This window comes from Bacillus sp. CPT56D-587-MTF (genome assembly GCF_058792335.1).
Window position 1 is genome coordinate 2000655 of record NZ_JBYTEF010000001.1, and the last position, 14126, is coordinate 2014780.

Annotated in this window: 9 protein-coding genes and 1 pseudogene; 7 read left to right on the forward strand and 3 right to left on the reverse strand. The window is 35.9% G+C overall.

The genetic code is table 11. The features are described from left to right. Positions 1 to 21: 21 nt before the first annotated feature. From AC3WVZ_RS10385 to AC3WVZ_RS10405, 5 genes are read left to right on the forward strand one after another with little or no spacing between them, the layout of a single operon-like run. On the forward strand, positions 22 to 7179 hold the full coding sequence (locus AC3WVZ_RS10385) for a non-ribosomal peptide synthetase (RefSeq protein ID WP_233936341.1): 7158 nt from the start codon (positions 22 to 24) through the stop codon (positions 7177 to 7179). Beyond that, positions 7176 to 7400, forward strand: a complete 225-nt coding sequence (locus tag AC3WVZ_RS10390; RefSeq protein WP_000184055.1) for an MbtH family protein — start codon at positions 7176 to 7178, stop codon at positions 7398 to 7400. The genes AC3WVZ_RS10385 and AC3WVZ_RS10390 overlap by 4 nt, the downstream gene beginning before the upstream one ends. After that, positions 7400 to 8830 (forward strand): MDR family MFS transporter, encoded by a 1431-nt coding sequence (locus AC3WVZ_RS10395; RefSeq protein ID WP_000660191.1) that lies wholly within the window; start codon positions 7400 to 7402, stop codon positions 8828 to 8830. Before AC3WVZ_RS10390 ends, AC3WVZ_RS10395 begins: the two co-directional genes overlap by 1 nt. Positions 8831 to 8887: 57 nt before the next feature. Then, the gene (sfp, locus tag AC3WVZ_RS10400) at positions 8888 to 9637 is read left to right on the forward strand and encodes a 4'-phosphopantetheinyl transferase Sfp (RefSeq protein WP_000573004.1); all 750 of its coding nucleotides are present in this window, start codon (positions 8888 to 8890) and stop codon (positions 9635 to 9637) included. A gap of 25 nt (positions 9638 to 9662) precedes the next feature. Further along, positions 9663 to 10205 (forward strand): hypothetical protein, encoded by a 543-nt coding sequence (locus AC3WVZ_RS10405; RefSeq protein ID WP_000959125.1) that lies wholly within the window; start codon positions 9663 to 9665, stop codon positions 10203 to 10205. Positions 10206 to 10243: 38 nt separating this feature from the next. On the opposite strand, the gene AC3WVZ_RS10410 is transcribed toward AC3WVZ_RS10405, so the two are convergent. Further along, a complete protein-coding gene (locus AC3WVZ_RS10410; RefSeq protein WP_001043905.1) occupies positions 10244 to 10516 on the reverse strand; it encodes an HU family DNA-binding protein in 273 nt (90 codons plus the stop codon). Positions 10517 to 10720: 204 nt separating this feature from the next. On the opposite strand from AC3WVZ_RS10410, the gene AC3WVZ_RS10415 reads away from it, so the two are divergent. Further along, entirely contained in the window at positions 10721 to 11488 is a 768-nt protein-coding gene (locus AC3WVZ_RS10415) for a DUF3891 family protein (protein WP_000577297.1), read from the forward strand. A gap of 14 nt (positions 11489 to 11502) precedes the next feature. Beyond that, positions 11503 to 12027: a DinB family protein gene (locus AC3WVZ_RS10420; RefSeq protein WP_000656267.1), complete on the forward strand. Its 525-nt coding sequence runs from the start codon at positions 11503 to 11505 to the stop codon at positions 12025 to 12027. Between the two features lie 91 nt (positions 12028 to 12118). Here the strand turns inward: AC3WVZ_RS10420 and AC3WVZ_RS10425 are convergent. Together AC3WVZ_RS10425 and tnpC are read right to left on the reverse strand one after the other, a co-directional pair. After that, positions 12119 to 12604: pseudogene (locus tag AC3WVZ_RS10425) on the reverse strand (S8 family serine peptidase); the annotation flags it as partial. 117 nt (positions 12605 to 12721) lie between these two features. Continuing rightward, entirely contained in the window at positions 12722 to 14125 is a 1404-nt protein-coding gene (gene tnpC / locus AC3WVZ_RS10430) for an IS66 family transposase (RefSeq protein WP_100910632.1), read from the reverse strand. Between the last annotated feature and the right edge of the window lies 1 nt (position 14126).

Genomic DNA, 14126 nt, shown 5'->3' on the forward strand with positions numbered 1-14126 from the left:
ATAATAAAGGGGTAGTAAAGAATGCCTAACAGTCAAAAGATTCGTCATTCGTTATCATCTGCGCAGTCTGGTATGTGGTTTGCGCAACAATTAGATCCGCTTAATCCGATATATAATACTGGGGAATATGTAGAAATAAATGGAAATATTCATCAAGACATTTTTGAATTAGCTGTACGTAAAGTTGTAATGGAAGCAGAGGCAATTCACGTTCGCTTCGAAGAGGATGAAATTGGCCCATGGCAAGTTGTTGAAGAATCACAGTTTCATATGCATTTTATTGACGTTCGTAAAGAAGAAAACCCTGAAGAAGCTGCTAAAGTATGGATGAAAAATGATTTATCTATACCAGTCAATTTGAAAAAAGATATATTATTTACTGAAGCACTTATTCAAGTTGAAAATAATCGTTTCTTTTGGTATCAGCGCATCCATCACATTGTGATGGATGGCTATGGATTTTCACTTCTTAGCCAAAAGGTAGCGAATGAGTATACATCACTTATAGAAGAAACAAACAAGAGTCAAAAGCCATTTGGTTCTCTTGCGAAAGTCGTGCAAGAAGATATTGAGTATCGTGAGTCAAAACAATTTCAGGAAAATCGTACTTTTTGGTTAGAAAAGTTTGCAGATGCCCCAGAAGTTGTAAGTTTGGCAGAACGAGCACCGAGAACATCAAATGGATTTTCACGAGAAACAGCTTATTTATCTAGTTCTAGCACGAAAACTTTACTAGAAGATATCAATATTTCGTTAACAAGTTGGCCGGAATTCATTGTCGCTGTAACAAGTATTTATATGCATAAATTAACAGGTGAAAATGATATTGTTTTAGGTTTACCGATGATGGGACGTCTAGGTTCTGTATCTATTCATACACCAAGTATGGTAATGAATTTAGTTCCACTTCGTATTACAGTAACTCCAAATATAACTCTTGCGGAATTATTGCAGCAAGTTTCTAAAGAAATTCGAGATGTACGTCACCATCATAAATACCGTCATGAGGAATTAAGAAGAGACTTAAAGTTACTAGGTGAAAATCAAAGGTTGTTTGGACCGTTAGTGAATGTTATGCCTTTTGATTACGGGCTTAATTTTGCTGGAAATCGTGGTATTACACATAACTTATCAGCAGGACCTGTAGATGATTTATCGATAAATGTATATAAACGTTTTGATCAAAATGAGCTAATGATTCATTTTGATGCGAATCCCGAAGTATATAATGGCGCAGAGCTAGCATTGCATAAAGAAAGATTTATGAATCTATTTGAATTAGTAATAAATAATTATGAGAAAAACGAGTCGATTGGAAAAATAAACATTACTCTGCCTGAAGAAAATCATAAAGTTTTATTGGAATGGAATGAAACGAAGGAAGATGATGAGTTAATTAGTCTACCTATATCATTTGAAAAACAAGTGCAAAAAAATCCCAATAAACTAGCGATTACTTGTGACGGTGTAAACCTTACGTATAAAGAGCTAAATGAACGAGCGAATGAACTAGCACATTATTTAGTAGAAGAAGGAATACGACCAAATCAGTTTGTAGCTTTAGTATTCCCTAGATCAATAGAAATGGTAGTTAGTATGCTAGCAGTCGTAAAGGCTGGTGCAGCGTATTTACCAATAGATCCAGAATACCCAGCAGAAAGAGTTAATTATATAGTAAATGATGCAAAACCAGTTTGTATCATAACACATTCATCTGTTTCATCTAAGTTAGTTATAGAAAATGATATGAAAAAAATTGTATTAGATGATGAAGAAACGAAAATAGCGTTACATACATATTCTCGTATGAATATAGCATGTAAGAATGATGTATCACTTTTAAACCCAGCCTATACAATATATACTTCAGGCTCAACAGGAAACCCAAAAGGTGTAATTGTTCCTATGAGAGGTTTAAGTAACTTTTTAATGGCTATGCAACAAAAGTTTTCATTAAATGAAAATGATCATTTATTAGCAGTTACAACGTTTGCGTTTGATATTTCTGCTCTAGAAATTTATTTACCTCTTATTAGTGGTGCAAGTTTAACAATTGCGCAAAAAGAAGACATACAAGAGCCATCAGCATTAACGACACTTTTACAAGAAGAAAGAGTGACCATTATGCAGGCTACACCGACGCTTTGGCAGGCGTTAGTAACTGATTATCCAGAAAAGCTACAAGGGCTAAACATACTAGTTGGTGGTGAAGCTCTTCCAGCGCATTTAGCAAATAAATTAAAAGAATTAGGTTGCTCAATAACTAATTTATATGGACCAACTGAAACGACGATTTGGTCTACTTTCATGAACATTGATGAAGGTGAAAAGGGTATACCTCCTATCGGAAAGCCAATTTGCAACACAGAAGTGTATGTATTGGATGCAGGGTTACAACCAGTTCCACCTGGAGTTATTGGGGAATTATATATTGCAGGGGAAGGACTTGCAAGCGGATATTTAGGAAAACCTGAGTTAACAGCTGAACGGTTTGTTGCAAATCCTTATGGAGAATCAGGGAAGCGCATGTACCGTACAGGAGATCTTGTGAAATGGCGTAGTGATGGTGCGTTAGAGTACATTAGTCGCGCAGATCATCAAATTAAAATTCGTGGATTCCGAATTGAATTAGCTGAAATTGAAACGGTATTACAACGACATGAAAATATTCAACAAGCGGTAGTAATGGTACGAGAAGATCGTCCAAATGATAAACGCATCATTGCGTATATCGTTGCAGAAGAAAAGGAACCGATTAATCTTTCAGAAATTCGTTCTTATGTTTCAGAAAGTTTAGCGAATTATATGATACCATCGGCATTTGTTGTGCTAGAAGAATTACCATTAACGCCAAATGGTAAGGTTGACAGAAAGAAATTACCTGCTCCTGATTTTAATGGAATGAACAATGAGAGGGTTGCTAGAAATCCGAAAGAAGAAATATTATGTGATTTATTTGCAGAAGTACTTGGTGTTTCTCGAATTAGCATTGATGATAATTTCTTTGAAATGGGTGGACATTCACTTCTCGCATCTCGTTTAATGGCAAGAATTCGTGAAACGTTAAGTGTGGAATTAGGAATTGGGAAACTATTTGAATCACCAACTGTTGCCGAACTGGCGCAACAATTAAACCATGCAAAAAGTGCAAGACCAGCTATTCAGAAAGCAAGTAGGTCAAATGAAATTCCACTTTCATTTGCACAGCGCAGGTTATGGTTCTTAAATTGTTTAGAAGGTCCAAGTCCTACTTATAATATTCCGCTAGTCATTCGTATGAATGGAATATTGAATCGGGAAGCATTACAAGGTGCTTTTTATGATGTAGTTGAGAAACATGAAACACTTAGAACAATTTTCCCTAACGTATTAGGTAGTTCCTATCAGAAAATTTTAGATATGGAAAACTTAAATCTAGAAATGGTAATAACTAATACATGTAAAGATGAATTAGAAAGTGTACTTTCAGAGGCGGTAAGATATAGCTTTAACCTCGATTTTGAGCCGGCAGTTCGTTTGCAACTTTTTACAATGAGTGAAAACGAACATGTATTATTAATTCTATTACATCATATTGTAGGTGATGGCTGGTCATTACAGCCGTTAACGAGAGATTTTACAGCGGCGTATAAAGCGCAATGTCAAGGTGACAGAGTTCAGCTGGAGACACTACCAGTTCAATACGCAGATTATGCACTTTGGCAACAGCAATTGCTAGGTGATGAAACGACACAAGAGAGTCTTATTTCAACACAATTAGATTTTTGGAAAGAAGAACTTAAAGGTTTACCAGACCAAATGGAGTTACCTACAGATTTCCAGCGTCCAATTGAGACGAGTTACCGCGGGGAAACAATTCATTTTCATATAGATGAAGGTATGCATAGTAGGTTAGTAGAGCTTGCACGTAAAAATGGAGTTAGTTTGTTTATGGTATTGCAAGCAGGGCTTAGTGCACTATTTACAAGATTAGGTGCAGGCACTGATATACCAATTGGAAGTCCGATTGCTGGAAGAAATGATGATGTACTTTCAGATATTGTTGGTTTATTTGTAAATACATTAGTGTTACGTACAAATACTTCAGGAGATCCAAGTTTTAAAGAATTATTAAATAGAGTGAAGCAGGTAAATCTTGCAGCTTATGAAAATCAAGATGTTCCATTTGAAAGGCTTGTTGAAGTATTAAATCCAGTACGTACTCGAAACAGCCATCCGTTGTTTCAAGTTATGTTAGCTTTTCAAAATACACCAGAAGCAACGTTTCATGTACCAGATTTAGAAGCGAGCCTTGAAATTCAAAGCGTTGGTTCTGCAAAATTTGATTTAACATTTGAAATTAGTGAGAGTAACGGGGTTGATGGTACTCCGAACGGTTTACATGGATTACTAGAGTTTAGTACCGATTTATATAAACGTGAAACGGTTCAAAAACTAATAGAACGATTCATTTTGTTATTAGATGATGCAACTACAAATCCAGATCAATCCATTGGCAGATTAGAAATATTAACTTTAGCAGAGAAAAATACAGTGTTAGAAAAGTGGAATGGTGGTTTTCAAATTGCACCAGAAATGACATTGCCACAATTGTTTGAAAAGCAGGCTCATATAAATCCAAATTCTATTGCTGTTGTCTTTGAAGATAAGAAATTAACTTATGAAGAGTTAAATAGAAAAGCAAATAAAATAGCTCGATTCCTAATAGCAAAAGGGATTGGTCCTGATCAACTCGTTGCTTTAGCGATGCCAAGATCATTAAACATGGTTGTAAGCTTATTAGCTGTTCTTAAAGCTGGTGCTGGATACCTTCCGTTAGATCCAGATTACCCAGCAGACCGTATTTCATTTATGCTACACGATGCGAAACCATCATGTGTTTTAACGAATTCAGAAGTGGAAATTGAATGTAATGAGGCACTAAAAGTTTTAGTTGATGATGTGAAAGTAATAGCAGAGGTTGAGAAATATAGTGAAGACAATATTGATGAAGTGGAACGAATTAAGCCATTATCTCCATCACATATTGCTTACGTTATTTATACGTCAGGGTCAACGGGCAGACCGAAAGGCGTTATGATACCTCATCAAAATGTAGTGAGACTTTTAGGAGCAACTGATCATTGGTTCCAGTTTGACGGAAACGATGTTTGGACGATGTTCCATTCATATGCTTTTGATTTCTCGGTTTGGGAAATTTGGGGACCTTTATTATACGGAGGGCGTTTAGTTGTAGTCCCACATACTGTAAGTCGCTCGCCGAAAGAATTTTTACAGCTTCTTGTTAAAGAAAAGGTTACGGTTTTAAACCAAACTCCATCAGCGTTCTACCAATTGATGCAAGCAGATCGTGAAAATGAAGAGATTGGCCAAAAATTATCTTTACGATATGTTGTTTTTGGAGGGGAAGCACTTGAGCTAAGTCGCTTAGAAGATTGGTATAGTCGACATCCTCATAACGCACCAAAGCTTATTAATATGTATGGTATTACAGAGACGACAGTACATGTTAGTTATATTGAATTAGATGAAACTATCGTCTCTTTACGGGCAAATAGTTTAATTGGGTGCAGTATACCTGACCTTAAAGTGTATGTGTTAGACAACTATTTACAACCAGTCCCACCTGGAGTAGTTGGAGAAATGTATGTTGCAGGTGCAGGACTTGCGCGTGGATATTTAGGAAGAGCAGGATTAACGGCTGAACGCTTTATCGCAGATCCATTTGGCAAGCCAGGTACAAGAATGTATCGTACAGGAGACTTAGCTCGCTGGCGTAATGATGGGACGCTAGATTATATAGGACGTGCAGATCATCAAATCAAAATTCGTGGATTCCGAATTGAATTAGGAGAAATAGAAGCAGTCATAATGAAGCACCCTAAAGCTGAGCAAGTAGCCGTTATTGTACGTGAAGATCAACCAGGGGATAAACGGTTAGTTTCTTATATCATTGCATCAAATAATGAAGCAATTGATACGAATGAAATGCGTCAGTTTGCTAGTGGTAGTTTACCAGATTATATGGTTCCATACGCTTTTGTAGTAGTAAATGAGTTACCTTTAACTCCAAACGGTAAATTAGATAGAAAGGCATTGCCAGCTCCAGCATTTATCGCATCATCTTCTAGTCGTGGTCCAAGAACACCGCAAGAAGAAATGTTATGTGACTTGTTTACAGAAGTGCTAAGTGTACCTCAAATTGGAATTGATGACGGATTCTTTGATCTTGGTGGTCATTCACTCCTTGCAGTACAGCTTATGAGCCGCATGAAAGAGGCGCTTGGAGTGGAACTAAACATTGGTACTTTATTTGCAGCACCAACTGTTGCAGGGTTAGCTGAAAGACTTGAGATGGGGAATGGTCAAAGTGCACTTGATGTGTTGCTTCCATTACGAGCAAGCGGGGATCAATTACCACTATTTTGTGTACATCCAGCAGGTGGATTAAGTTGGTGCTATGCAGGACTTATGAAATCTTTAGGAACAGATTATCCAATTTATGGTGTGCAAGCACGTGGTATTGCTAAAAATGAAGAACTTCCAAAAAGTTTAGAGGAGATGGCGGCGGATTACTTGAAACACGTTCGTGAAGTACAGCCTCATGGACCATATCGTTTATTAGGTTGGTCGCTTGGAGGAAATGTTGTGCATGCAATGGCGGCGCAATTACAAAATGAAGGGGAAGAAGTAGAATTACTCGTTATGCTTGACTCTTATCCTGGACACTTCTTACCGAATACGGAAGCGCCTACTGAAGAGGAAGCGTTAATCGCATTACTTGCTTTAGGCGGATATGACCCAGATAACATGGATGGTAAACCACTTACAATGGAAAGTGCAGTTGAAATCCTTCGTAAAGATGGAAGTGCATTAGCAAGTCTTGAAGAAGAGACTATATTGAACTTGAAAGAAACATATGTAAATTCAGTAGGGTTGTTAGGGAAATATGTACCGAAAGTTTATAACGGAGATATCCTGTTCTTTAGATCTACTGTTATACCAGACTGGTTTGATCCTATTTCTCCAAATACGTGGCTAAATTATTTAGACGGGCAAATTGTGCAGCACGATATTGATTGTAGACATAAAGATTTATGTCAGCCAGGTCCGCTTACGGAAATTGGACAAGTATTAGCGAAATATTTGCAGAATAAGAAAGGGGTAAGTAGAGTATGACGAATCCATTTGAAAATGATAATTACACATATAAAGTATTAATAAATGAGGAGGGCCAGTATTCTCTCTGGCCTGCTTTTCTCGATGTACCTATTGGCTGGAATATCGTATATGAAGAAGCTAGTAGGCAGAGCTGCTTAGAATATGTTGAATATAACTGGAAAGATTTGAATCCAAAAAGTAATCAAGTTCGCGAAAAAACATTAGCAGGAAAACGATAATGAAAGAAAAACTAAATCCAAAAGTAGTTGTAAGTATCGTTTATATAACTGCGATGTTTATGGCTGCGATGGACGCAACGATTGTAAATGTAGCACTGCAAACGATAAGTAGAGAACTACAAGTACCTGCATCTGCAATGGGGACGGTTAATGTTGGGTATTTAGTTAGTTTAGCTGTTTTCCTTCCGATTTCTGGTTGGTTAGGAGATCGATTTGGTACGAAAAGAGTGTTTTTAATTGCTCTTTTCGTATTTACAATTGCCTCTGCTTTATGCGGAATGGCTAACGATATTACTTCATTGAATATTTTCCGTATTATTCAAGGTGCTGGTGGAGGGCTTTTAACACCAGTTGGAATGGCAATGTTATTTCGAACATTTTCACCAGAGGAAAGACCGAAGATTTCTCGGTTCATTATACTTCCAATTGCTGTAGCACCAGCAATTGGTCCTATCATCGGTGGTTTCTTTGTAGATCAAATGTCTTGGCGTTGGGCATTTTATATTAATCTACCGTTTGGAATCGTTGCATTGCTATTTGGACTTCTATTTTTAGCAGAGCATGTTGAAAAATCAGCTGGTCGCTTTGATTCGCTCGGCTTTATTTTATCAGCACCAGGATTTGCGATGCTCATATATGCGCTCAGCCAGGGACCATCAAAAGGGTGGATTTCTCCAGAAATTATGAGTACTGGGATAGCTGGGGGTGTATTCATTACATTGTTTATAATCGTAGAACTGAAAGTAAAGCAACCGATGTTAGATTTACGTTTATTAAAAGAACCAGTGTTTAGAAAGATGAGTCTTATATCATTATTTTCATCAGCTGGTTTACTAGGAATGTTATTTGTTTTTCCACTTATGTATCAAAATGTGATAGGAGTTTCCGCGCTGGAATCAGGACTTACGACATTTCCAGAGGCGATTGGATTAATGATTTCTTCACAAATTGTGCCATGGTCATATAAAAAATTAGGAGCGCGAAAGGTAATTTCTATTGGATTAATTTGTACCGTGGTTATCTTTGTTTTATTAAGTTTTGTAAATCACGATACGAATCCGTGGCAAATCCGCGCATTATTGTTTGGTATCGGTATTTTCTTAGGTCAATCTGTCGGTGCGGTTCAATTTTCTGCCTTTAACAATATCACGCCGCCTTCTATGGGGAGAGCTACTACTATATTCAATGTGCAAAATCGATTAGGTTCAGCAATAGGAGTAGCTGTTTTAGCTAGTATACTAGCTGGTTTTGGAAGTAATAACGCTCAATCCGATTTTTTACCATATCAAGCAGCATTAATTGGATCAGCAATATTTTTGCTCATAGCACTACTATTTTCTTTACGTATTTCCGATAAAGAGGTAATGTCAAAGAAGAAAGAAAAAACATTATCTGTATCAGAAAAAGAGAAAGTACTTGTCAATGAATAACAATATACGCATGCTTTCTTATGAAAATTGATATTCGTTGAATAAAGGAGAGTTTACATGATAGAAAGTAAAGTTGTAGATTCTATTCCAACTTTGAATGAGAATGATTGTCAAATATGGTGGGCAAGAATTTCGGATTTACAATCATGGCATTACAATTTACTAAATGATATAGAGCGAGAGAAAGCAAATTCGTATCATCATTCGGCAGATCGAGCTCGTTTTATAATAGGTTGCGTAATAAGTAGATTAGTTCTCGGTAAGATACTTTCTATGTCACCAGTCCAAGTACCAATTGATCGAATGTGCTCAGTATGTAAAGTGCAGCATGGAAGACCACAATTACCAGAAGGTATGCCGCAATTATCCGTTTCGCATTCAGGTGAGTGGGTTGTCGTTGCTTTTACAAAATCTGCACCTGTTGGCATAGATGTAGAACAAATGAATCCAAATGTAGATGTTATGAAAATGGCAGAAGGTGTATTAACAGACATTGAAATAGCGCAAGTTATGAAACTGCCAAATGAACAGAAAATAGAAGGATTTTTAACATATTGGACTCGAAAAGAAGCGGTGCTGAAAGCGACAGGTGAAGGACTAATGATTCCGCCAGTACATATTACAGTATCAGCTCCAAATGATCCTCCAAACTTGTTGGTTTTTAAGGATAGACAAGAGTTATTAAATAATACAATGATGGAAGATGTAAAGCCTAGTTTAGATTATAGGGCCTCTGTTGCAATATTCAGTAAGGAAGTAACTGAAATTACGCAATTAGATGCGGCAGCACTTTTAAATCTTAAATAAAAAAATTATAGAAGAGGTGTTCCTCATGTTAGTAGCGGAAAATAGAAAGAATGAATTCACTTATAACGTACAAGCAATTAAAAATATTTTATTTTCTGGAGATACATCATCCATTCATGCTTTAGAAAAGCTTTTAAATGATACAGTTCAGTTTGATGTTCTTGAACAAGAGGCACTTGGTAGACAGTACATTCCGAAAGAAGCAAAGAATTTCTTTGATAAAGATGGAACATTTCTTTACCGTGTATCTAATGTTAGTTATAAAGGCAAGGTGTTATCTGAAAATCTAATTTTTGCAGACACTTCGTTTTTACCGGACGCAATAAAGAGTGAATTAGAGAGTGGAAATATTCCTGTTGAAAAGCTTATAGAAAAGATGGAAGTAAGAAGAAATGTATTATATGAAGGATATCAGCCATCTGGAAATATTATCGAATTGTTTGATGGATGTTCTGTTACAGCGAATGTGTATCCAACTAGAAAGTATCAAATTGTAAGTAAATGCAAATGTGTATTTTATATTTGTGAAGTGTATCATGCAGAGAATATAAAGCAATTGCTTAAATAAAAACAAGAAACCAGCCTATAAAATGGCTGGTTTCTTGTTTATTTAACAGCTTCTTTTAATTCTTTACCTGCTTTAAATGCAGGAACTTTACCAGCGGCGATTTGAATTTCTTCGCCAGTTTGCGGATTACGTCCTGTACGAGCAGATCTTTCGCGCACTTCAAAAGTTCCAAAACCGATTAGTTGAACTTTATCTCCAGATTGTAATGCATTAGCAATTGTGTCAAATACGGATTGTACAGCTGCAGAAGCGTCCTTTTGAGAAATATCAGCTGATTGAGCTACGTTTTTAATTAATTCTGTTTTGTTCATGTTTTCACCTCATAAAAAAATTTTTGGAATGAATGTTTTAGTATAATAGATAGTAAAGATAAAGCTATCACTATGATTAGATAGAATACTATATAATTATGTTAATTTCGTTGCAAGAGACTGAATCCCTTCTATTATTTAGGGATTAATTAAGAATCGATGCATATAAAAAGCTTTAGTATGAGGATGAGGGGGAGTATATGAATGATTTTTCGTGAAAAAAATGAGAAGGAAAGTATATTAATTCGTCAACATGACCATGGTTTTTTAGCTGGAGAGATTGCAAAACATATAAAAGAAGACTTTTTTGAAAGTAAAACATATTTAAAAGAAACAGTTGATGCAATATATGAGCATGACAGAGGATGGATAGAGCTTGATAAAGTACCAATTTTGAATGATGCTAAAAATATTCCATATACATTTATGGATTGTCCAAGCCCATTACGTTTTGTTTTTTATACGATTGGTTTGAATGAAATTGAAAATTCTAATCCATACGGGGCATTGCTTTGTAGTAAACATTTTTTATCATTTCCACTAAACGAGGAAGATGAAGAGATGATGTCATTTTATAAACATGAATTAGAACGACAAAAAAGAATCTTGAAAACGTTAACAAAAGAACAGTTTGCGATGTTCGATAAACATTATAAATTATTAAAGTTTTGTGATGAACTTTCTTTATACGTATGTATGAATAAGTCTGGTGTCAAAAAGAAAGATGAAATTGATTTATTTAAAGATGGTTTTGAAGGAACAGAAATGTTTAATAGTGAAGAGGAGAAACTTATTCAAGCTGAATGGGTGGACGAGGAAACAATTCGGATTACACCATTTCCATTTCAAACGGAATTTTATACGTATGTAAAATATAAAACGATAAATAAGCATGAAATGAAAGAAAAAGGGATTGCAAAGGTTGATAGAGAATCAGAAATGAAGAAACAAACCATTCGTTTCATACAATAAGGAGGTAATATAAATTGAAAGATTATATATTAAAACAGTGTGATTATCATGCTTGGGCCAATACAAGATTATTCAATCGATTAAAAGAGTTACCAAACTATGAGACGATTTTTAATGAGCAGATACAGAGTGTATTTCCATCCATTAAGGATACTTTTGTGCATATTTATATTACAGATCAAGTGTGGTTACATATATTGCATGGTAAAAGTATGAATGAAGCAATACAAGACCGAGAAGATTTACGAAAACAAATTGAAACTAAATCGTTACATGAATTAGAAAAAATGTTTGAAAACATGGCAAATCAATATAAAGATTTTTTAATTACAATACAAGATGTGAATGCTGTATTTGTTATTGAGAATCCATATGTAGGGAAATTAGAAACTTCGATTTTAGAATTAGTGCAACATGTCGTAAATCATGGTACATATCATAGAGGAAATATAACAGCGATGATCCGTCAACTTGGTCATTCGTCGACAATGATGGATTTTGTACTGTATTTACATATGGTTAAAAAGCAGGGAGAGTAATATAGTTTGTAAGAAGGAGAGGCTTTAATTATAGAAGTCTCTCCTTCTATTTTATTCCGCATTCATGGTAGATCGACTGATTAAAGTTTTCTTAAGAAGCTTTATTTTCTTGTAATTGCTTAGCATATTGTACAGCCTTATATGCATTGACTCTACCGTTTTTCCAGTACGTACCTGTACCACTAATTTTATCAGAAGTTGACTCAATAATTTGGCGAATTTGTGTATTACTATATCCTTGATTTGCTAAAAGAGCAGCGACTCCTGCAACATGAGGTGTTGCCATAGATGTACCACTTAATGATTGATACGTGCTTCCTTTATATGTTGAATATATATTTGAACCTGGTGCTGCAACATCTACCCAGCTACCATAAGTAGAGAATGAAGATTTTCTATCTGATTGATCTGTAGAACCAACTGCAATTACTTCGCTGTAATAAGCAGGGTAATTAGCTTTTGTATTTCCAGCATTTCCAGCAGCTGCAACTATAACAGAGCCTTTATTCCATGCATATTGAACGGCTTGTTGTAATGCAGTACCACCATTTGGAGCTCCTAAACTTAAACTAATTACGTAACTACTCAGCTTCTTCAAATAAAAAAACAGGCCAAATACATGTTTCCGATTCGAAAACATGAAAAGAAAATACTCCAATCAGAGAAAGAATCTATGCCAAATAGAGAAATTCTCTTATGAAGTCGTGTTATTCCAAGGAACCGTTCTAGTTTCTATGACTTGGTTTATCGCTTGTAAGACCGATTGTTTTTGTTTTTTCATGGTACTCATAAAGCTTCGTATCTGACAAAAAGATTCTGCGCCTTTCTTACTTCGGAAAGTCCCAGACACTTTCTGTTTTACTTTCGTCATCCGAATATCCCGTTCTGCTTGATTGTTATCAAATGGAATGGCTGGATGTTCTAAAAACGCTAGAATTCTGTCAGAATACTTGACGAAGCGATTCCATAAATTTTGAGAAGGCGTCTGCTTTCCTTTCTTCTTTTGTTTCGTGGAAAGAATCTGTTGTTCTTTCAATATGGATTGATACATAATAAACAGATTCTTTTGCGTCGCTTTTGGCATGGTACCTTCGGATTGCTTTTTCATCGTCAACGCTTGCGTTAGAAATTTCTGCATCTGTTGTGCCCATTGTTCTCCAGTACTATCTATAATTCCTTGTAAATCTCGTAAGAGATGGGCATTACATAAAACGTGACGACAATCTGTATACGCATCATACGATTTCCAACCATCATGCATCGCAATTCCAGAAAAAGATGGCAAGATTTCTCCAGCATCCATTGCTTCTTTTCCACGTTTTTGATGAATATGTTGCAATGTCACCTCCGGTGTACTGGCAGTATGTAACCATTGTGTTTTGTTTTCTACACGCATACCAGTTTCATCAAAATGGACAACAGGAGACTGCAGAATCTTTTCCTTTACTTCTTTTATGAATGGCTGCAATTGAGAAGCGAAAGCCTGTGTATGATTTACCAGGGTTCCTTCGCTTATAGAATGTCCAAAACAATCCTGAAAGAATTCTTTTGTTCGCTTCAAAGAAATGCATTGATAATGCGTTAAATAGGGAATCAGTCTTTTTATATTTGGACCATATTGAACAGGACGAGATACTGTCGAAGGAAATTGGGCTTCTTGGATAGAATGGCAATGTGGGCATTCTTTCTGTTCTACTTTATGTTCTGTCACTTCGATCTGAATAGGTGGTAAGTCATACACTTGGCGAATGCGATACCCTTTTACAGGCTCGTGGTTCAAGGAAGTATGACAACAAGTACAATATGTAGGAGAATGTGTAATCGTATGATCTGGAGTCGCTGTCAAACCAAGAGTATGTCCCTTGTGGCCCAACTGGCCACCCGTTTGACGATGAGACGGTTTGCGCAAACTTTTTGTAACGGGCTTACCCAAACCATCTGTAGAAGGTGGCTTATGACTATTTTTGGAGTTTTTTTTTGAAGCATTTTCTAGTTCTTGTATACGTTTTTCTAACTTAGAAAATGTTTCTTCAAATAAAGAAATAACAGCTTCAGGTCCTTTTTTATATGTATCTAAAATAATTTTTCGATCGACCATA

Excerpts from the sequence above, each read along its gene's own strand:
- AC3WVZ_RS10385 (WP_233936341.1), top strand. The coding sequence starts at position 22 with ATGCCTAACAGTCAAAAGATTCGTCATTCGTTATCATCTGCGCAGTCT.
- AC3WVZ_RS10390 (WP_000184055.1), top strand. The coding sequence starts at position 7,176 with ATGACGAATCCATTTGAAAATGATAATTACACATATAAAGTATTAATA.
- AC3WVZ_RS10395 (WP_000660191.1), top strand. The coding sequence starts at position 7,400 with ATGAAAGAAAAACTAAATCCAAAAGTAGTTGTAAGTATCGTTTATATA.
- sfp (WP_000573004.1), top strand. The coding sequence starts at position 8,888 with ATGATAGAAAGTAAAGTTGTAGATTCTATTCCAACTTTGAATGAGAAT.
- AC3WVZ_RS10405 (WP_000959125.1), top strand. The coding sequence starts at position 9,663 with ATGTTAGTAGCGGAAAATAGAAAGAATGAATTCACTTATAACGTACAA.
- AC3WVZ_RS10410 (WP_001043905.1), bottom strand. The coding sequence starts at position 10,516 with ATGAACAAAACAGAATTAATTAAAAACGTAGCTCAATCAGCTGATATT.
- AC3WVZ_RS10415 (WP_000577297.1), top strand. The coding sequence starts at position 10,721 with ATGATTTTTCGTGAAAAAAATGAGAAGGAAAGTATATTAATTCGTCAA.
- tnpC (WP_100910632.1), bottom strand. The coding sequence starts at position 14,125 with ATGGTCGATCGAAAAATTATTTTAGATACATATAAAAAAGGACCTGAA.